Raw genomic sequence first — 20,199 nt, 5'->3', positions numbered from 1 at the left:
AGATAATTAATATCCACACCAACTATCAACGAGGAAAACTTTATGCTGAAGAAAACGCTGACACGTCTGGCCGCCGTCATGGCATTGTCTTTCGCCGCCCTGGGCACCGCGCTGGCAAGTCCCGTTAAAAATATTGTCCTGGTCCATGGCGCTTTTGCCGATGGTTCCGGTTGGCAAGAGGTGACCCGCATCCTGGACAAGGCCGGCTATCATGTTGCCATTGTGCAGGAGCCGCAAACGTCTTTGGCCGACGACGTCGCGGCCACCCGCCGGATTCTCGGCCAGCAACAGGGCAAATCGCTGCTGGTCGGGCACAGCTATGGCGGCTTTATTATCAGCGAAGCCGGCCAGGATCCTTCCGTTGCCGGTCTGGTGTACATTGCCGCTCTACAGCCTGAAAAAGGGGAAACGCTTGCCGGTCTGTCAGGCAAAATCCCTCCGGCCACGAAAGGCATCGCCGAAACCGCCGACCATTTCCTCTACCTGAAACCCGAGCTTTATCACGCCGATTTCGCAGCCGATCTGCCGGTGGGCCAGGCCAGCTTTATGGCACGCTCCCAGGTCATGCCCGCCGCCGCTATTTTCACCACGCCTGCGGCGGAACCGGCCTGGAAAACCAAACCCAGCTGGGCGTTGGTCGCGACGCAGGACCGGGCCATTAATCCGGATCTGGAACGGTTCATGGCCAAACGCGCGCAAAGCCATGTCGTTGAAGTTAAGGCCAGCCATGCGGTCTTCGCCTCACAGCCGCGGCAGGTCGCGGCGCTGATTGAGAAGGCCGCGCAAAGCCTGTCCGAGTAACGCCGACCGATAACGTCACCGCAAATCCAAGCCATTATCCCGGCGGTAAACGGGAAATGGCTTCAACCCCACTGAGTGAAATGCCAAGGCAACACGGATAACCACCGTCGCCATCCGCCAGGCCATGCTGTTCTCCGGCCCGGTAAACAAGGTAGAATCCCCGCGTGCCGTCATGGTGACGGCTAATCAGCCAGAGTTTATCTCGTTATTGTTCTTATTAAGGAGTTAAAGTGAATCAATTACCCCATTGCCCCCAATGCGGATCCGCCTTCACCTGGCAGGACGCGGAGCACTACAACTGTCCGGAATGCGGGCATGAATGGTCGGCAACGGCGGATGCGACTGCCGCCCGGGAAGGGTTGATCGTTAAGGATGCCAACGGCAACCTGCTGGCGGACGGCGACACGGTTACCGTTATAAAAGATTTAAAGGTGAAAGGCAGCGCCTCGTCGCTGAAAATCGGCACAAAAGTAAAAGGCATTCGACTGGTTGAAGGCGATCATAATATTGATTGCAAAATCGACGGCTTCGGTGCGATGAAGCTGAAATCGGAATTTGTCAAAAAAAGCTGAACGGCAACCGGCGGTTATCCCTGGTTTGCGCCAGTATCAGGGATGGACGGGACTTTGATGGTAAACGAGACGATACCTGGGGCGGCGGCTCGGGTGGTTGCCCGTGACCTCACATCGCGGGTAAAAATCGCCTGCATGTCTCCTGTGCAGTGCATGCTATATCTTAAGATTAATTATTATTTATTTTAAATTACATTCATACCAACTGAAATATATATCTCTGTTCAGGTACATAAGTTATTTCAAGGCAAAAAAGTTTAATTGCATGACAAAAATTAAATCCCACGCCATGATACGCATCGCCCAGACGGGCATGGCCGATATATAATTTCAGGATCTGCCTTTTGCGGACATGATATGTGGAATAAAATAGTATGTTACCTTGCTATCAGATAAATACAGCAGGTTATGGCGCACTGCCTATAAAAGAAGACACGGATGAGGATAAGGTTGATAGCCGGTTTCAGGACAATTCCCATGCGTCACATGCGCTAGAACAATCCCTAAAGTTACAGCAAGACCTCGCCGGTATAGAGGTTGCCACCGAACCATTGATAAAACATGCAACCAGTATTTGCCGCCAGCTGGATGCATTGGCGGGCGATTTATTAGCGACGCTGAAGGCCGATGAATTACCGGACGCGGAACGTATGCTGGATAGCGTAACGACTCTGCTTGAAAAGGGAGGAGACATTACGTTATCCACCTGCCCGGGCACGGCGGAGCATCAACTGGCGCTGCATCTTCGCCATGAGCTGCGTCAGCATCCCGGGGCGACGTTTTATGACCGCGGGCGTGTAATGATTGATTTTATCGGCGCCGTCATGAGCAATGATTATACCATTGTGACCGGTACCGGTGCGCGTCGCATCGCTAATGTTATTACCGTGGCGACGCGCACCGGCACTATTGTTGCTTTTACTACCCTGCTGCGGCAAATGGTCGGTTTTGCTGTGGAAAAGAATTTCTTCTTGCTGGGCGCGACAGCCTCGTTACCGCCACGCCTGGTCGCGGGCATTGTCTCGATGTTGTTGGGACCCGCGCTTAACCTGGCCGGCGCGGTGCGTGATGAAAGGAACGGCACCGCCACCATCGTCTCGCGCGCCTCCCGTATTGCCATGGGATTATTAAGCTCCGGCGCGCTGATGCTGGTGGCAAGCAACCGGCCAGGTTTTACTCTTGGAACGCTGATGGGATCCGTGGGGGCGCAGACGCTGACCTATACCTTGATGCGGGATCTGCTTCAACTGTTTTTTCCCTTGCACGATAATGGCGGTCTGAATGCCGGCGGCCTTATCTGTTCCAGCCTGTTTTACGGCCTGGCGCAGGGGGGGCTGGGCGTCGCCATGACGGGGCTCGCACCGCATTCGGGCGCCGGCTATGTCATGGATGAAGCCGAACGGATCACCAAACAGATGATGGATTGGGCTTCCGCCGCCAGTGCGGCCGCGGTGGTTATACAGCCGAATATTGTCCATGACCTCCTGCGCGGCGCGTTGAATGCCCTAACCGAGGTATTTGACGATCTGCAGCGCCCGGCGCTGATGCGCTGGTTCGCCGCTACGCCGGCAACGCCACTGCTTCGTCGTCGCACCGGCCATTCTTGCGCCCCCAATACACCGACGTCGCGCCTAGAAGGGGTACGCATCGGGCTAAGCCGGCCGCGCATCGGCAACGGCCACTGGCCGACCGCCGGGCAGGCCGCAGAACAATTTCTCACCACCAATGCCATGCGTACCTCCTTCTTTACCGCAGTGACCAGCATCGCCCTGACGGCGGCCTCGGTATTGGGTACCACCCGTTTGACCAATACCGATCAGCTTTTGGTGGTCAATACGCTTATCGCCGCCGTGGTGATGGTGGGCTATCCGGCTTTTATCGCGGCCCATGATAAGCCAGAGGCAACACCTGCCGCCGCGAAGGTGTGAGCAAGGCTAATGTGTTCTTTTGAAAGACGTCGATGTCTGCCCATCCGCTGGCACCGGCCAATCGGCTTTCTCCCGCTGTTGCGACGCGCTGGCTTTCAGCGACGATAGCGCTAATGGTTAAAAAAAAAGCATAAATCTTAACAGTTATAACGTCTCTGCCGGTACAGGACGGGCTGCTATGGTAAATGAACAGTCCGTTCCCCTTCGACCTGGCGCCGCTTGGTTAAAATACTATAATTTTTTTCAATAAACTGATATTAAAAGACTTAATGTAAGTTACTTGCATAGCCATTTGATTAAATTTATTCATCATTTTTTTGATGGAAAAGTTTGAATGGTCCGTTTATGGTTATCTGACAACCTCCGGAAAATAATGACCGGCCCTATTTTTTGATATTCACTGTCCGCTGGAGAATGCCATGGGGTAATATTAATACAGATACAGGCATCCAGCTTGATGCGGCGCGCTGATTAGCCACAAAAGCAAGTTGCATTAATTGATACACCAAAATATGTCGCAGCAGCGTGAGAGGCAATCATCCCTGGATTTTTTGCCGGTCACACCTGTGCCATCGGATAATATCGATCGCGGAAATGTGATGTGAACAGACGTTTTGCCGCCCGGTGGAGTCGATATGCCCATGGCGAAAGTAGTGCGAGTAAAAATTGATGCGCCCTTTGTTATATATTTTCTGATTTGGCAAAATACGCATTTGACAGGCACGCGAAGACTATAATACAACCTATAAATATTGTTGATTTATCATCAGAAAGGGATGATCGGTCATGGCTATTTATTAACTGTTGCTGGGGTGGGGCATGGACGGATCATTGATTTTCTGTCAAGACGCTATTTTGAGATTTCGTTCGGATTATGATGATTTGACGGCTATCCCATTGTTGTCTTTACAGTCGTGCCTGGAGGAAAATGATCCCTTTTTCTTGCTAAAATTTTTTCGTCATCCGGTTATCATTGAGCAAGATACCACTTTATCCCATATGATGCTGGCTATTGAGCCTTGGGCGATAATGTTAGGCATCTATCTTGATATAGACGTTATGGCCTATATTGATGAAGTGAGAAAACCCTCCCAGGCGCAATCCATATTTGACTGGATCGGCCTGCAAAAAGTGACATCGATTCATCGCGCTTATCAGCACCAAGACAGTAAGCCCGGTGACGTTTTTCCAACCTATTCAAACCGCGAACGCATTCCCACCAAGCGGTTTGATATTGAAGTCAACTACAGCGCCAATGGTTATAAAAATAATGATAAAGAGCATTATAGTATCAGCGGCGATATCCATACCATCAAAAACGTACCTGTGGTGGTAAGCGACAGACAAGTCTTGGCCAGCTATGGTTATGAAAATGACAATCTCATGAATCGGGAATATGCAGGAGTGTCGGTTAATAATAAAATAAGATATATCCAGGGAGAAATGAATTTTTGTTTTTATGAGGTGATGGAAGCATTATTCAGTGATGGACTATTCTATTCATCCCCGCAGGCCGCAAATGCTAATCTGGCGATGATAAAAAAAATGGCGGAAATGCTGGACAGTAACGAACCCGATGGCCTGGAAGAACATGCCGATGAGAATTCAGATAATACTGACAACGTCTATACCGATAAAAAAATAGCCATCTCTATTGCGGAAGGCGTGCTGGATCCGCTGATCGACCATATCGAAGCAGAAAAAATGTATTGGCGCTACATAAAATCATTGTGTGATTCCAATAGCGAGCGGCCGGTAAGAATCGGCCGTATTGAGGAAGCCAGATTGCCGGAATATCGCTTTTCCAACTTTATCATGGAGGATGTCGATTGAGGCTATCGCGGCGTTGCGTATTCCAGCTTAAAAATATTGACGCCAGTGACGGCGTCAATACACAACAACTTTATTCGTAACGTCGGAAATAGACTTCCAGCCTGGCCTGTAGTTTGCTGAGCACGGTGCTGAACATGAGGTAAATAAATGCTGCCTCAATATACAGTATCAGGGGTTCATAAGTGACGGACACGATACGCTGCGCCGCCAGGAACATTTCCGGCACGGTGATCACCGCCGCCAATGAAGTATCCTTGATCAGCGAAATAAAGGAGTTGGCCAGCGGCGGCAGCGACACAAATACCGACTGCGGCAAGATTACGCGGCGCATGGCCTGGTTGCTGCTCATGCCGATGGCGTAGGCCGCTTCCCATTGTACCTTGGGGACCGACAGTATGGCGCCGCGGATAATTTCCGAGCTATAGGCGCCGACGCTGAGGATAAACCCTATCAGCGCAGCCGGAAAAGCGTCCAGGGTGATGCCGGCGCTGGGCAAACCATAAAAAATCAGGAATAACTGCACCAACAGCGGCGTACCGCGTATCACCCAGACATAAAAGTCCATTATCCCTTTTAGCGGCTGCGGACCGTACAGGCGGATCAGCGCCACCACGAAACCCACCGCCAGCCCGCCGATAAAGGAAAGTATCGCCAGCGGCAAGGTAAACATGACTCCAGCGGCGAACAATCGCCAGAAGGAGTCCAACATCAGTTGTAGCCACGGCGGCATCTGCTAGAACTCCTGCTGCAAAAACATTATTGAGAAATGTCCTGACCGAAGTAACGAATGGCGATGGTTTTATAGGTGCCGTCCGCTTTGACTTCATCCAGCGCGGTATTCAGCGCTTTCACCAGATCGGGCTGATTTTTGCGGATCAGGATGCCTGAAGGGGCGTTGGCGTCCTGGGTGGCGACGATTTTCAGCGGCGCGTCCGGTTTGTGTTTTTTGAAGTCCAGGAAGGACAGGTTATCGTTAAGCGTTGCGGTCGCGCGGCGGCTCAATACCAAATCCAGCGACTGGTTAAAACCGTCGGTGGGCACCAGCTCGGCACCGTACTTGGTGGCCACCTGGGAATAATTACTGGTCAGGCTTTGGGCGGCTTTCTGGCCTTTGAGGTCGTCGAAACTCTTGATGGTCGTATTGTCGTCACGCACGATCAGCACGACTTTCGAGTCGATGTAGGGCTTGGAAAAATCATATTTCGCCTGGCGTTCAGGCGTAATGCCCACCTGGTTTATCACGGCGTCATAACGCTTGGCGTCCAGGCCGGCGATCAGGCCGTCCCAGCGTCCTTCGATAAACTTCGCCTTAACGCCGAGTTTCGCGGCGACCGCCCGGCCGAGATCAACGTCAAATCCCACCAGCTTATCGCTGCTATCATGGTAGGTATAAGGCGCGTAGGTGCCTTCGGTGCCGAAGGTGATGGTGCCGGCGGCTTTAATCGCCGCGAGGCCGTCTTCCGCCTGCGCCTGTACTGCGGTGACAAGCAGCGAACCGACTAAAAGTGCTAATGTCGTTTTTTTCATCGTTATTCCTGAAGTGACAAGGTTAAGGGCGCGCAACGCGCGCATGCCTGAAGATGTCGGGAATGCTAATCCACTTTGGATCTTCCAATAAATGTTATTAAGTAATTAGAAAGTACATAAAATTATAACAGATAGTTTAATAAGAACTTTAGTGCATCAATACAGTGGTTACAAGCGAAAAATGCGGCCTCCGTAACCCGGCCGGTTCAGGTTATACTCAATGGCAACGATAGCCGCGACGGCGGACCTTTTCCCGTTTGACACCTCTGTTATCAGGATGGGAGTATCATGAACGACAGCGATCTTTTAATGCTCAGCACCCGGATTGGGGCGGCGCTGAAACAGACCGGCAGTGTTATCACCTGCGCCGAGTCCTGCACCGGCGGGTGGGTGGCCAAGGTCCTCACCGACGTCGCCGGCAGTTCAGGCTGGTTCGAGCGCGGGTTTGTCACTTACAGTAACCAGGCCAAATCCGAGATGCTGGGCGTCAAGGTCAGTACCCTCGAACAGCATGGCGCGGTCAGCGATCCGGTGGTATTGGAAATGGCCCGTGGCGCGCTGGCGGCGGCGGGGGCGGATTACGCCGTAGCCATTAGCGGTATCGCGGGGCCGGACGGAGGAACGCTGGAGAAGCCGGTCGGCACCGTGTGGTTTGGTTTTGCCGGCCGGCACCGGACGGTGTTCTCGCAGTTGATGCATTTTGACGGTGATCGGGATGCGGTGCGGCGTCAGGCGGTACATTTCGCGTTAAAAACCGTCATAGACACATTTCTCTGAAAATGTACTTGATACTGTATGATTGTACAGTATAATTGGCATCAGTATCGGCATAGATGTTTGGCGAAAAGAGGGTAGCGATGTCGCTCCCTGCTTGATAGGAGTTGAAATGGCTATTGATGAGAATAAACAAAAGGCGTTAGCAGCAGCGTTAAGCCAGATTGAAAAACAGTTTGGCAAGGGCTCTATCATGCGCCTGGGTGAAGATCGTTCAATGGATGTTGAAACAATCTCCACGGGTTCTCTTTCCCTTGATATTGCACTGGGCGCCGGCGGCTTGCCCATGGGACGCATCGTTGAAATCTATGGGCCGGAATCGTCGGGTAAAACCACCCTGACCCTGCAGGTGATTGCCTCCGCGCAGCGTGAAGGTAAAACCTGCGCGTTTATCGATGCCGAGCACGCCCTTGATCCTATCTACGCAAAAAAACTTGGCGTGGATATCGACAACCTGCTGTGTTCGCAGCCCGACACCGGCGAACAGGCTCTGGAAATCTGCGATGCCCTGACCCGCTCCGGCGCGGTTGACGTTATCATCGTCGACTCCGTGGCGGCGCTGACCCCGAAAGCTGAAATCGAAGGCGAAATCGGCGACTCGCACATGGGGCTGGCGGCACGTATGATGAGCCAGGCCATGCGTAAACTGGCGGGTAACCTGAAAAACGCCAATACGCTGTTGATATTTATCAACCAGATTCGCATGAAGATCGGCGTCATGTTCGGTAACCCGGAAACCACCACCGGCGGTAACGCGCTGAAATTCTACGCTTCGGTACGTCTAGACATACGCCGCATCGGCTCCGTCAAAGAAGGCGAAGTGGTGGTGGGCAGCGAAACACGCGTTAAAGTGGTGAAGAACAAAGTCGCCGCGCCGTTTAAGCAGGCTGAATTCCAAATCCTCTATGGCGAGGGTATCAATATCCGCGGTGAACTGGTGGACTTGGGCGTTAAGCACAAACTCATCGAAAAAGCCGGGGCATGGTATAGCTACAACGGTGAAAAAATCGGTCAGGGCAAGGCCAATGCCTGCGTGTTCCTGAAGGAGCGCCCGGAAATTGCGGCGGAGCTGGATAAAAAACTGCGTGATATGCTGTTAAACAGCCCTGAAACGACCAGTTTTGCCGGCGAAAGCGACGATATTGATGAAAGCGCGGCCCGTGAGAGCAGTGAAGAGGCATAATACCGCCCGGGCAGGGGACCGGGGGCGGTTTGTCCCCTGGGTCGCCGGCTTATGAGCACATTGCTCGATCGCGCCTTACGTTTGCTCACGCTGCGCGATCACAGCGAAGCGGAGCTGCGTCGTAAACTGGCGACGCAGCCGGCCGCCAGGCAGAGATTCAAAGCAAGAGCGGTGGTTAAGGCGGCGGATGCGCTGGAGATCACAGAAGACGATATTCAGGAAGTTATTGACTATTGCCTGCAAAATGACTGGCTGGACGATGCCCGTTTCGCCCTGCGTTATGTGAACAGTCGCAGCAAAAGAGGCTATGGCGAACAAAAGATCCGCATGGAACTGTTGCAAAAGGGAATAGACAGGGAAATCATAGATAACGCCTTTACCGAAGCACAAATCGATCGGTCGGCGCAGGCGCAGGATGTTGCCTGGAAAAAATTCGGCCAACCGCTTCCCCCCGATCGGGAGGCCCGGGCCAAAGTGCAGCGTTACCTTCTTTCCCGCGGTTTTTCCTACGATGAGATTCGATCAATTTATATAAATTTTTAATTTGATGGCCTGTGGGATTTTACTTCCCCTCCAAGAAAATTTATCTTATTCCCACTTTTGAGTTCGTGAACGCTACTGTAGCGCCCCAATACTGCGCTATTCTGTTTCCGATCCGTTCGTTTAGCTTGATTCCAGGACAACTATGAGCAAGAGCACCGCTGAGATCCGTCAAGCGTTTCTCGATTTTTTCCATAGCAAAGGCCACCAGGTAGTTGCAAGTAGCTCCCTGGTGCCAGATAACGATCCGACATTGCTTTTTACCAATGCCGGCATGAACCAATTCAAGGATGTTTTCCTCGGGCTGGATAAACGCCAATACCGGCGTGCCACCACATCCCAGCGCTGCGTGCGCGCGGGCGGTAAACATAACGACCTGGAAAATGTCGGGTATACCGCGCGCCACCATACCTTTTTTGAGATGCTGGGTAATTTCAGCTTCGGCGACTACTTCAAGCAGGACGCCATCAACTTTGCGTGGGAACTCCTTACCGGCGCCGCCTGGTTCAACCTGCCGAAGGAAAAGCTCTGGGTGACCGTCTATGCCACCGACGACGAGGCCTATAACATTTGGGCGCGGGACGTCGGCGTGCCAGAAGAACGCATTATCCGCATTGGCGACAATAAAGGCGGCGCCTATGCGTCGGATAACTTCTGGCAGATGGGCGATACCGGTCCCTGCGGCCCGTGCTCGGAAATTTTCTACGATCATGGCGATCATATCTGGGGCGGTCCTCCGGGAAGCCCGGAGGAAGACGGCGATCGGTACATTGAAATCTGGAATTTAGTGTTTATGCAGTTTAACCGTCAATCAGACGGTACCATGCTGCCGCTGCCCAAGCCCTCGGTGGATACCGGCATGGGACTGGAGCGCATATCCGCGGTGCTGCAACACGTTAACTCGAATTATGACATCGACCTGTTCCGTACGCTTATCGAGGCGGTGGCGCAGGTGACCGGTTGCGCCGACCTGGGCAGCAAATCGTTACGCGTGATCGCCGACCATATCCGCTCCTGCGCCTTCCTGATTGCTGACGGCGTGGTGCCGTCCAACGAAGGCCGCGGCTATGTCCTGCGGCGCATCATCCGCCGCGCCGTACGGCATGGCAACATGCTGGGCGCCGGGGATGCCTTCTTCCATCGGCTGGTTGCGCCGCTGATTGACGTGATGGGTCCGGCCGCCGCGGAGTTGAAACAGCAGCAGGCAAGGGTTGAGCAGGTGCTGCAAACCGAGGAAGAACAATTCGCCCGTACGCTGGAGCGCGGCCTGGCCTTGCTGGACGAGGAACTGGGCAAGCTTAAGGGCGATACCCTGGACGGTGAAACCGCCTTTCGCCTGTATGATACCTATGGTTTCCCGCTGGACCTGACCGCCGATGTCTGCCGTGAGCGGCAACTGAAGGTGGACGAAGAGGGCTTTGAGCGGGCCATGGATGCGCAGCGCCGCCGCGCCCGCGAGTCCAGCGGTTTCGGCGCCGACTACAACAGCATGCTGCGCGTGGATAAAGCCACCCGGTTCTTCGGTTATGACGAAGCGCAGCATACCGGCACCGTGGTCGCGTTGTTTCGCAACGGTGAGCCGGTGCAGTCCATACGCCAGGGTGACGACGCCGTCGTGGTCCTGGACGAAACGCCGTTTTATGGCGAATCCGGCGGCCAGGTGGGCGACAAGGGCGAGCTTAAGGCCACGCAGGGGCTGTTTACGGTCGACGATACGCAAAAGTACGGCCAGGCGTTCGGGCACGTCGGCCGGCTGGCCATGGGCGAACTCAAGGTCGGGGATGCGGTGAGCGCCAGCGTGGACGAAGCGCGCCGCTCCCGTATTCGCCTTAACCATTCCGCCACCCACTTGTTGCACGCGGCGCTACGGCAGGTGCTGGGCTCCCATGTGGCGCAAAAAGGCTCTCTGGTCAACGATCAATACCTGCGTTTCGATTTCTCCCACTTTGAAGCGATGAAACCCCAGCAGATCCGTGCCGTGGAGGATATCGTCAACCAGCAAATCCGCCGGAACCTGCCCATCGAGACCGAGATCATGGATCTGGAGGCCGCGCGCGGCACCGGGGCCATGGCGCTTTTCGGCGAGAAGTACGACGCCAAGGTACGGGTGCTGCGCATGGGTGATTTCTCCACCGAACTGTGCGGCGGTATCCATGCCAGCCGCACCGGGGATATCGGCCTGTTCCGCATCATCTCCGAATCCGGCACCGCGGCCGGCATCCGCCGCATTGAAGCCGTGACCGGCGAAGGGGCTTTAGCCAGCCTGCATCAGCAAAGCGATTTGATTCATGGCATCGCCCAGTTGGTCAAAGGGGATAACCAAAGTCTGGCGGATAAGGTAAAAGCCCTGATCGAGCGCTCCCGGCAGTTGGAGAAAGAGATCCAGCAGCTCAAAAGCCAGCAGGCGGCGCAGGAAAGTTCGGCGCTGTCCGGCAACGTTAAGCTGGTTAACGGCGTGAAGCTGCTGGTCAGCAAACTGGATAACGTTGAACCCAAGATGCTGCGCACCATGGTGGATGATCTGAAAAACCAGCTGGGGTCGGCGGTGATTGTGCTGGCGACCGTCGCCGATGATAAAGTCAGCCTGATCGCGGGCGTCACCAAAGATTTAACCGACCGCGTTAAGGCCGGCGACCTTATCGGCCAACTGGCCCAGCAGGTGGGCGGCAAAGGCGGCGGCCGGCCTGATATGGCCCAGGCCGGCGGTACCGACGTCAAGGCGCTGCCCGCGGCATTGGCCGGCGTAGAGGCCTGGCTGGCGACTAAAATCTAAAGCGGATAAGAATACGTTATGATAAACGCCATAGCTTTCTGTTAAGTTATGGCGTTTGGATTCGTATTATCCGCTGAGTCAAAAGTTAGGCGCGAAGCTGGTCATATCGACTAAACTTATACCAGATGTTGAAAGTCGTCAGCCTGCTGGCATTTTATGTCGCTTACATGACTTACGTTTTCACGGTATATGATGGATAATGGCGGGAAACTGAGAGACCCGACTCTTTTAATCTTTCAAGGAGCAAAGAATGCTTATTCTGACTCGTCGAGTTGGTGAAACCCTCATGATTGGCGATGAGGTAACGGTTACGGTTTTAGGAGTCAAGGGCAACCAGGTACGTATCGGTGTCAATGCGCCTAAAGAAGTCTCTGTTCACCGTGAAGAAATATACCAGCGTATCCAGGCTGAAAAATCACAACAGAATCCCTTCTGATCTTTTCAGGCGCCTTGCTTGCGCGGGGCGCTAATCTCTCCTTTCCTGCTGTAAAATCATTTAATTTTTACTGATTATTTCTACATAAAATCTTTACCAACAGCTTGCATTTTCCCGGATAAGGGCGGTGCCGGGCGTTATTGTGCTGTCAATCTGGTCAAGTTGCATGGCTTTTGCGCAAACGCTCGCCAGACGGGAAAAATTGTTTGACTTATCAGGCCGGGAAAGTAATATGTGCGCCACGCAGTGCCGATGAGCTTTAACATCGGCGCGTAGGTGAGGTGGCCGAGAGGCTGAAGGCGCTCCCCTGCTAAGGGAGTATACGGTCAAAAGCTGTATCGAGGGTTCGAATCCCTCCCTCACCGCCATTATTTAAGAATGCATCCATAGCTCAGCTGGATAGAGTACTCGGCTACGAACCGAGCGGTCGGAGGTTCGAATCCTCCTGGATGCACCATTAATTGACCTGTTGCACGGTCAGGAAAAATCAGTTTTGTTACTACAATGCATCCATAGCTCAGCTGGATAGAGTACTCGGCTACGAACCGAGCGGTCGGAGGTTCGAATCCTCCTGGATGCACCATTTTTTATATTTAGACCCTCTGCTTTACGGCTTATCTTATTTGCATCCATAGCTCAGCTGGATAGAGTACTCGGCTACGAACCGAGCGGTCGGAGGTTCGAATCCTCCTGGATGCACCATGTCGGTGCTTCTGTTGTTGCCAGCGCTGCTCGCGCATTGTCTACGGCCTCGACGTTTTCCCCCTCTCTTTGTTATTTGCCTGGCCTGCTTTCCCTGCGGCGTACCGGTGATATTCCTAATTTAACGCGTGCCACTCTTTCCCCCTACGGCATTCGCCCCCGGTCCGGCTCGCCGCAATACAGAAAAAGCGACAATTTTATGACTTTGCGTTACAGTAAAGGCTTATTTTTAGCATCAGGAAACGACGATGTACGATCGGTACGCAGGGTTGATCTTCGATATGGACGGCACGTTGCTCGATACTGAGCCGACCCATCATAAAGCCTGGCACCAGGTGCTTGGTAAACACGATATGCATTATGATGGTGCAGCCATGGCCGGCTTAAATGGATCGCCAACCTGGCGTATTGCCAAAACCATTATCGACAACCATGGATCCAGTATGGATCCTTACCTGCTGGCGCTTGAAAAAACCGCGGCGGTGGAATTGATGCTGCTGGACAATGTCCGGCCGTTGCCGTTAATCGAGGTGGTGAAAGCCTACCATGGCAAGCGTCCCATGGCGGTGGGCACGGGCAGCGAGCATCGCATGGCCGTGTCGCTGCTGGAACACCTCGGGCTATTACACTATTTCGACGCCATCGTCGGTGCCGATGATGTGACCCGGCATAAACCCTTTCCTGATACTTTTTTGCGTTGCGCCGAGCTGATGGGCGTGGCGCCAGGAAAATGCGTCGTCTTCGAAGACGCCGATTTTGGCATTCAGGCTGCCCGCGCGGCCGGCATGGCATTTGTCGATGTGCGGATGCCATAAAAAAACCTTGACGCCATGGTGGCCGGCTTGCCATTGTCATCGCCTGGCGTGCGGCGCCGGCATAAACCATGCTGCTGCCTTCTTATCGCCGCCGCCGTGGCGGCTTGGCGTCCGGTTAAGCGCAAAGCCCGTAATGATCTCTTTATAGTTGGGAAAAGCATTACATTAGGACCTATCAATCCGGTTAACATTTCCGGGACTCACCTGATGATGAATGCGTAAATGATAACGATAGATAGCGATAAACGAGCAGATTCAATTATGCTTACCCAATACAAAATTAACTGCGGGAGGTCAATTTGATCCCGGACGTATCTGAAGCACTTTCATGGCTGGAAGCCAATCCTCATGCGTTGGAGGGGATTCGCCGGGGTGTGGAGCGCGAAACCTTGCGCATCACCGCCAATGGCCGTTTGGCGCAAACCCCGCATCCGGAATCACTGGGCGCGGCGTTGACGCATAAATGGATTACGACGGATTTTGCCGAAGCATTGCTCGAATTTATCACGCCGGTGGACGAAGATATCGATCACCTGCTGGCCTTCTTGCGCGACATCCATCGTCATGTGGCGCGCAATCTTGGCGAAGAACGCATGTGGCCGATGAGCATGCCGTGTTTTATCGATCATAGCCAGCCGATCGAACTGGCTCAATACGGCTCGTCCAATATCGGGTGTTTCAAGACCCTGTACCGCGAAGGCCTGAAGAACCGTTATGGCGCGCTGATGCAGATCATCTCCGGGGTACATTATAATTTTTCGCTCCCCCTGGCGTTCTGGCAGGCACGGCTGGGCGTCACGGATGAGCTCAGCGGCAAAGCGGCGATTTCCGACGGGTATCTACGCCTTATCCGCAATTATTATCGCTTCGGCTGGATAATACCCTATCTGTTCGGGGCGTCGCCGGCGGTCTGTTCTTCATTCCTTGACGGCCGCGAAACCGATTTGCCGTTTGAACGCTCGACATCCGGCATGATTTACCTGCCGTTCGCAACGTCGCTGCGACTGAGCGATCTGGGTTATACCAATAAGTCCCAAAGCCAGCTGGGGATTACCTTCAACCGGATTGACGAGTATATCGCCGCCCTGAAGCGGGCCATTAAGACGCCCTCGGCCGATTACCAGCGTATCGGGTTGGAAAAGAACGGCAAGCGGCTGCAAATCAACACCAACGTACTGCAGATCGAAAACGAACTCTATGCGCCGGTACGCCCCAAGCGTGTGACCCAAAAAGGCGAATCACCTTCCGACGCGTTAGAGCGCGGAGGCATCGAATATATCGAAGTGCGGTCGCTTGATATCAATCCCTTCTCGCCGATCGGCATTGACGAACAACAGGCGCGCTTTCTGGATCTTTTCCTGATTTGGTGTACGCTGGCTGAGGCCCCGGAAATGAGCGCGGAGGAGGTGCTGTGCACCCGCACCAACTGGAATAAAGTCATTCTGGAAGGACGCAAACCCGGCCTGACCCTGGGGGTAGACTGTGGTTCACAGCAGGAGCCGCTGGCCGAGATCGGCAAGGCGCTGTTCCGTGATTTGCGCCGTGTGGCGGTCATTCTTGATGGCAATAACCATAATTATCACTACCGCCAGGCCTGCGATAACCTGGTGGCCGGCTTTGACGATCCGGCCCTGACCTTCTCGGCGCGCATTCTTGAGGCGATGAAGGAACATGGCATTGGCGGCCTGGGCTTGATTCTGGCGAATAATTATCGTCAGACCCTGTGCGATGAGCCGTTGGAAATACTGAATGAAGAGCTGTTGGCAAAGGAGCAGGCGCGTTCCTGGCAACGGCAGCGCGAGATTGAAGCGGGTGATAGCGTAAGTTTTGAGCAGTTTGTTGCGCAGCATAACGCCGGCTGAAAAAGAAAAGGCCACAGAGGACTGTGGCCAAATAAACATCTCTGAATACAGGGATGATGATAACAAATGCGCGTCTTTCACTAATTCAGACTCGCGCCAAGGAAAAAAGTTTCCTTACAATGGTAAAAAAAATTAATTTTTTCTAAGAGGAGGTGACGTATGCCACTACTGGATAGCTTTACCGTAGACCACACCCGCATGGCAGCCCCAGCGGTTCGTGTTGCGAAGACCATGAAAACTCCCCATGGCGATACCATCACCGTCTTTGATTTGCGTTTTTGCCGGCCTAACCTGGAAGTGATGCCTGAGCGCGGCATTCACACCCTGGAACATTTATTCGCCGGTTTTATGCGTAATCACCTGAATGGCGACGGTGTGGAAATCGTCGATATTTCCCCCATGGGCTGCCGTACCGGCTTTTATATGAGCCTTATCGGCGCGCCGGATGAAGTGCGTGTCGCCAACGCGTGGAAAGCCGCCATGGCCGATGTGCTGAAAGTCACCGACCAGAACAAAATCCCCGAGTTGAATGAATATCAATGCGGCACCTATCATATGCATTCCCTACCGGAAGCGCAGGAGATTGCCCAGCATATTCTGGACAACGATATCCGGGTGAACCATAACGAGGAACTGGCGCTGCCGAAAGAAAAGCTGGCAGAGCTGCATATCTAAACCCGAGCAGTGCCCGCGGGTGTGATGGGCAAGACAGCTACGCTTCACCCTCCTTGCCCATGATACCCGCCCCCGGCCTGTGGGCCGGTTTAAGCTAGGCTTCGTCCACGCCCTTTTTAAAGGCCTTCAGCGGCGTAATGCGCACCTGCTTGATCATATTGTCCTGCACCGCCATGATTTCAATCTTGTAGCTATCTATCTGGGTATGCGTGCCCACCGGCGGGATATCCTGCAGCGCTTCGAGCAGCATGCCGTTAACCGTGCGCGCCTCGGCTTCCGGCAGCGTCCAGTTAAAGGCTTTATTCAGTTCGCGGATATTGGCGCCGCCGTCGATCAAGACCGACCCGTCGCTTTGCGGTATCACTTCCTCCGCCAGGGTGGGGGACATGGACGTGGTAAAGTCGCCGACAATCTCCTCCAGTATGTCCTCGACCGTCACCAGTCCCTGGATATCCCCGTATTCATCGACGATAAGACCGACCTTTTCCTTGTTCCGCTGGAATTTCACCAACTGGATATTCAGCGGCGTGCCCTCGGGAATGTAGTAGATCTCATCGGCGGCGCGCAGCAGGTTTTCCTTGGTGAATTCCTGCTTCTCCGTCATCAGGCGGTAGGCTTCGCGCACCCGCAGCATGCCGATGGCATCGTCGAGATTATCGCGGTACAGCACGATGCGTCCGTGGGGCGAGTGGGTCAGCTGGCGGATGATATTGCGCCATTCATCGTTGACGTTGATACCGACAATTTCATTGCGCGGCACCATAATGTCGCCGACGCTCACCTTTTCCAAATCCAGTACCGAGAGCAGCATGTCCTGGTTGCGCCGCGAAATCAGCGAGCGGGACTCATTGAAGATGGATCGCAGTTCATCCTTGCTCAGGGCGTCGTTCAGATTAGACGGGACTTTAATGCCCATGATGCGCATCAGGAGGCGGGTAATGATATTCAGCAGCCAGACCAGTGGCATCATGATTTTTTGCAGCGGCGCCAGCAGCAGGCTGCTGGGCAGGGCAATATGCTCTGGGTACAGCGCCGCCACCGTTTTTGGCAGCACTTCGGCGAACAGCAGGATGACAAAAGTCAGGATGCCGGTGGCGATCGCCACGCCGATATCGCCATACAGGCGCATGCCGACGATGGTGGCCAGCGCCGAGGCCAGGATATTCACCAGGTTATTGCCAATCAATACCAGGCTCAACAGTCGGTCGGTACGGCGCAGTAACTTCTCGACGCGCCGGGCGGCGCGGTTGCCCTGTTTGGCCAGGTGTCGCAGGCGGTAACGGTTGAGCGTCATCATGCCGGTTTCAGAGGCCGAAAAATAGGCGGACACCAGTACCATAATCACCAGGATAATTATCAGCGTACTGGTTGAAACATGTTCCAACGTGGGCATTCCTTGTAGGGGTGAATAAAGCGGTTAACGACCAGCCGTAACGGGTGGTCGTTGACTTCTCGCTAGCCGGCCAGAATATTCTGCCAAATGCGGCTGCCGAAATAGGCCAGGGTCAGCAACAGCACGCCGACCAAACTCAGCCATACCACGCGGCGCCCGCGCCAGCCTTTACGATAATGGCCCCACAATAAAACAATATAGACCAACCAGGCGACGAAGGAGAGCACTGCTTTATGCAGATTCTCACCGCTGAACATATTTTGCATATACAGCAGGCCGGTGCTCAGGGTCAGCGTAAGCAGCACCACCCCGACCTGGGTAATATGGAACATCTTGCGCTCAATGCCCATCAGCGGCGGCATATCGGCGCTGAATGTCAGCCGTTTTGTCTTGAGCAGATGATCCAGCCAGGCCAGTTGGAAGGCGTATAAAGCGGCGATGATCAGCACCGCATAAGAAAACAGCGCCAGGCCGATATGGATCAGCAGCCCCGGGGTGGCCTCGAGATGGGTGATAAATTCGCCGGGCATCAGGGTGGAGGCGGCCAAATGAATCATGGCGAAAATATACACCACCGGCAGCAGAAACCAGCCGCGGTTACGCGCGGCGACGATGGTCATGACAATGGCTATCAGCAGGCTCACCAGGGAGCCGATATTCAGCAGGCTCAGGTTCTGGCCGGCATGAACGCCGAATATACGCAAATACAACGTGCAGGCGTGGCAAATCAGCGCCACCGCGGCGGACAGCAGCGCCAGGCGGCGATAGGCGTCGTTCCTGCGCAAAACGGTGGGCAGGATCAGGCCGAGACTTACGGCGTAGGCAACAAAAGCCAGTAGGGCAATCCAGGACATATCGCAAATAGGCTTTGGCAAGGAATAAAGAGGCGACCAGTATAGCCTCAGCGGCGTCCCGCACCAAACGTTCTCGTCGCGGGGCAGCGATCTGCCGCTGCTTCGTGTTATACTCGCCGGCAATAATGTCGCACAAGCGGCCGGACTCCAGGTTGAGTAAAGAACGATGTTTGAAAATTTATCCGACAGATTATCGCGCTCGTTGCGCAATATCAGCGGCCGGGGCCGCCTGACAGAAGAGAACATTAAAGATACCCTGCGCGAGGTGCGCCTGGCGCTGCTCGAAGCCGACGTGGCTCTGCCCGTGGTGCGTGATTTTATCAATCGGGTAAAAGAGCGCGCGGTCGGCCAGGAGGTCAATAAAAGCCTGACGCCGGGCCAGGAATTCGTCAAAATCGTACGTACCGAGCTGGTCAGCGCGATGGGCGAGGAAAACAGCGAGCTCAACCTGGCGGCTCAACCGCCGGCGGTGGTGCTGATGGCGGGCCTGCAAGGGGCCGGTAAAACCACAAGCGTCGCCAAGCTTGGCAAATACCTGCGCGAAAAGCATAAGAAAAAAGTGCTGGTGGTGTCCGCCGACGTTTATCGGCCGGCGGCCATCAAACAGCTGGAAACCCTGGCTGAGACGGTGGGCGTGGATTTTTTCCCGTCCGATGCCGGCCAACGGCCCATTGATATCGTCAAGCAGGCGTTGCAGCAGGCAAAGCTGAAATTCTACGACGTGTTGCTGGTGGATACCGCCGGCCGTTTGCACGTCGATGAAGCCATGATGGACGAGATCAAGCAGATCCACGCGGCCGTGGTGCCGGTGGAGACGCTGTTCGTCGTCGACGCCATGACCGGCCAGGACGCCGCCAATACCGCCAAGGCGTTTAACGAGGCGCTGCCCCTCACCGGCGTGATCCTGACCAAGGTCGACGGCGACGCGCGCGGCGGGGCGGCGTTGTCCATCCGCCATATCACCGGCAAACCGATTAAATTCATGGGCGTGGGGGAAAAAACCGACGCCCTGGAGCCATTCTACCCGGAACGCATCGCCGGACGGATCCTGGGCATGGGCGATGTACTGTCGTTAATCGAGGATATCGAAAGCAAGGTCGACCGCGTCCAGGCTGAAAAGCTGGCTAATAAGCTGAAAAAGGGCGATGGTTTCGATTTAACCGATTTTCTCGACCAGCTTAAGCAAATGCGCAGTATGGGCGGCATGGCCAGCATGATGAGCAAGCTGCCCGGCGCCGGCCAACTGCCGGCCAATGTTAAATCGCAAATGGACGACAGCGTCCTGGTGCGCATGGAGGCTATCATCAATTCCATGACGTTCAAGGAGCGCGCGCAGCCTGAGATTATCAAAGGGTCGCGTAAACGCCGTATCGCCACCGGCTGTGGTTTGCAGGTGCAGGACGTAAACCGCATGCTCAAGCAGTTCGACGATATGCAGCGTATGATGAAAAAGATGAAGAAGGGCGGAATGGCGAAAATGCTGCGCGGCATGAAAGGCATGATGCCGCCGGGATTCACCGGGCGTTAACTA

17 protein-coding genes and 4 tRNA genes are annotated in these 20,199 nt (G+C 54.3%); 17 read left to right on the top strand and 4 right to left on the bottom strand.

Annotation, left to right across the window (positions count from 1 at the left end):
* Positions 1 to 42 precede the first annotated feature (42 nt).
* The 4 genes from ACL2XN_RS12385 (at position 43) to ACL2XN_RS12370 (ending at position 5,134) form a co-directional block, all read left to right on the top strand.
* Entirely contained in the window at positions 43 to 801 is a 759-nt protein-coding gene (locus ACL2XN_RS12385) for an alpha/beta hydrolase (protein WP_413730899.1), read from the top strand.
* A 230-nt stretch (positions 802 to 1,031) separates the two neighbouring features.
* Positions 1,032 to 1,373, top strand: a complete 342-nt coding sequence (locus ACL2XN_RS12380; protein WP_413730898.1) for a zinc ribbon domain-containing protein YjdM — start codon at positions 1,032 to 1,034, stop codon at positions 1,371 to 1,373.
* A gap of 551 nt (positions 1,374 to 1,924) precedes the next feature.
* A complete protein-coding gene (locus ACL2XN_RS12375; protein WP_413730897.1) occupies positions 1,925 to 3,301 on the top strand; it encodes a hypothetical protein in 1,377 nt (458 codons plus the stop codon).
* A gap of 819 nt (positions 3,302 to 4,120) precedes the next feature.
* Positions 4,121 to 5,134, top strand: a complete 1,014-nt coding sequence (locus ACL2XN_RS12370) for a hypothetical protein (RefSeq protein WP_413722182.1) — start codon at positions 4,121 to 4,123, stop codon at positions 5,132 to 5,134.
* Between the two features lie 70 nt (positions 5,135 to 5,204).
* Here the strand turns inward: ACL2XN_RS12370 and ACL2XN_RS12365 are convergent, their stop codons facing one another.
* Positions 5,205 to 5,864, bottom strand: coding sequence for an amino acid ABC transporter permease (locus ACL2XN_RS12365; RefSeq protein WP_410016322.1), 660 nt, complete (start codon positions 5,862 to 5,864; stop codon positions 5,205 to 5,207).
* Between the two features lie 26 nt (positions 5,865 to 5,890).
* Positions 5,891 to 6,661, bottom strand: a complete 771-nt coding sequence (locus tag ACL2XN_RS12360; protein ID WP_413722183.1) for an amino acid ABC transporter substrate-binding protein — start codon at positions 6,659 to 6,661, stop codon at positions 5,891 to 5,893.
* 288 nt (positions 6,662 to 6,949) lie between these two features.
* Here ACL2XN_RS12360 and pncC point away from each other — a divergent pair, with 288 nt between their 5' ends.
* From pncC to luxS, 12 genes are all read left to right on the top strand, one after another.
* The gene (pncC, locus tag ACL2XN_RS12355; protein WP_413722184.1) at positions 6,950 to 7,438 is read left to right on the top strand and encodes a nicotinamide-nucleotide amidase; all 489 of its coding nucleotides are present in this window, start codon (positions 6,950 to 6,952) and stop codon (positions 7,436 to 7,438) included.
* A 109-nt stretch (positions 7,439 to 7,547) separates the two neighbouring features.
* A complete protein-coding gene (gene recA / locus ACL2XN_RS12350) occupies positions 7,548 to 8,618 on the top strand; it encodes a recombinase RecA (protein WP_410016319.1) in 1,071 nt (356 codons plus the stop codon).
* 51 nt (positions 8,619 to 8,669) lie between these two features.
* Positions 8,670 to 9,161, top strand: coding sequence for a regulatory protein RecX (locus ACL2XN_RS12345; RefSeq protein WP_410016318.1), 492 nt, complete (start codon positions 8,670 to 8,672; stop codon positions 9,159 to 9,161).
* Between the two features lie 142 nt (positions 9,162 to 9,303).
* Positions 9,304 to 11,931 carry an alanine--tRNA ligase gene (alaS, locus tag ACL2XN_RS12340; RefSeq protein WP_413727111.1) on the top strand — a complete coding sequence of 876 codons (2,628 nt, stop codon included), beginning with the start codon at positions 9,304 to 9,306 and terminating at the stop codon, positions 11,929 to 11,931.
* 250 nt (positions 11,932 to 12,181) lie between these two features.
* Positions 12,182 to 12,367, top strand: coding sequence for a carbon storage regulator CsrA (gene csrA / locus ACL2XN_RS12335; protein ID WP_132926210.1), 186 nt, complete (start codon positions 12,182 to 12,184; stop codon positions 12,365 to 12,367).
* A gap of 275 nt (positions 12,368 to 12,642) precedes the next feature.
* Positions 12,643 to 12,735: transfer RNA gene (locus ACL2XN_RS12330), tRNA-Ser, on the top strand.
* 12 nt (positions 12,736 to 12,747) lie between these two features.
* Positions 12,748 to 12,824 (top strand) — tRNA-Arg (locus tag ACL2XN_RS12325).
* A gap of 49 nt (positions 12,825 to 12,873) precedes the next feature.
* Positions 12,874 to 12,950 (top strand) — tRNA-Arg (locus ACL2XN_RS12320).
* 42 nt (positions 12,951 to 12,992) lie between these two features.
* Positions 12,993 to 13,069 (top strand) — tRNA-Arg (locus ACL2XN_RS12315).
* A gap of 248 nt (positions 13,070 to 13,317) precedes the next feature.
* Positions 13,318 to 13,884, top strand: a complete 567-nt coding sequence (yqaB, locus tag ACL2XN_RS12310) for a fructose-1-phosphate/6-phosphogluconate phosphatase (RefSeq protein ID WP_410016316.1) — start codon at positions 13,318 to 13,320, stop codon at positions 13,882 to 13,884.
* A 299-nt stretch (positions 13,885 to 14,183) separates the two neighbouring features.
* On the top strand, positions 14,184 to 15,746 hold the full coding sequence (gene gshA / locus ACL2XN_RS12305; RefSeq protein WP_413722186.1) for a glutamate--cysteine ligase: 1,563 nt from the start codon (positions 14,184 to 14,186) through the stop codon (positions 15,744 to 15,746).
* A 159-nt stretch (positions 15,747 to 15,905) separates the two neighbouring features.
* On the top strand, positions 15,906 to 16,421 hold the full coding sequence (gene luxS / locus ACL2XN_RS12300) for an S-ribosylhomocysteine lyase (RefSeq protein WP_410016314.1): 516 nt from the start codon (positions 15,906 to 15,908) through the stop codon (positions 16,419 to 16,421).
* Between the two features lie 94 nt (positions 16,422 to 16,515).
* Here the strand turns inward: luxS and ACL2XN_RS12295 are convergent, their stop codons facing one another.
* Both ACL2XN_RS12295 and ACL2XN_RS12290 read right to left on the bottom strand, forming a co-directional pair.
* Entirely contained in the window at positions 16,516 to 17,805 is a 1,290-nt protein-coding gene (locus ACL2XN_RS12295) for an HlyC/CorC family transporter (RefSeq protein WP_410016313.1), read from the bottom strand.
* 71 nt (positions 17,806 to 17,876) lie between these two features.
* The gene (locus ACL2XN_RS12290) at positions 17,877 to 18,668 is read right to left on the bottom strand and encodes an inner membrane protein YpjD (RefSeq protein WP_410016312.1); all 792 of its coding nucleotides are present in this window, start codon (positions 18,666 to 18,668) and stop codon (positions 17,877 to 17,879) included.
* 166 nt (positions 18,669 to 18,834) lie between these two features.
* Between ACL2XN_RS12290 and ffh the strand changes: the two genes are divergently transcribed.
* Entirely contained in the window at positions 18,835 to 20,196 is a 1,362-nt protein-coding gene (gene ffh / locus ACL2XN_RS12285; protein ID WP_410016311.1) for a signal recognition particle protein, read from the top strand.
* Positions 20,197 to 20,199 lie beyond the last annotated feature (3 nt).

It is taken from the genome of Sodalis sp. RH22, assembly GCF_047324165.1.
Taxonomy (GTDB): domain Bacteria; phylum Pseudomonadota; class Gammaproteobacteria; order Enterobacterales; family Enterobacteriaceae; genus Acerihabitans.
This window is presented reverse-complemented; position numbering and strand designations above follow the sequence as displayed.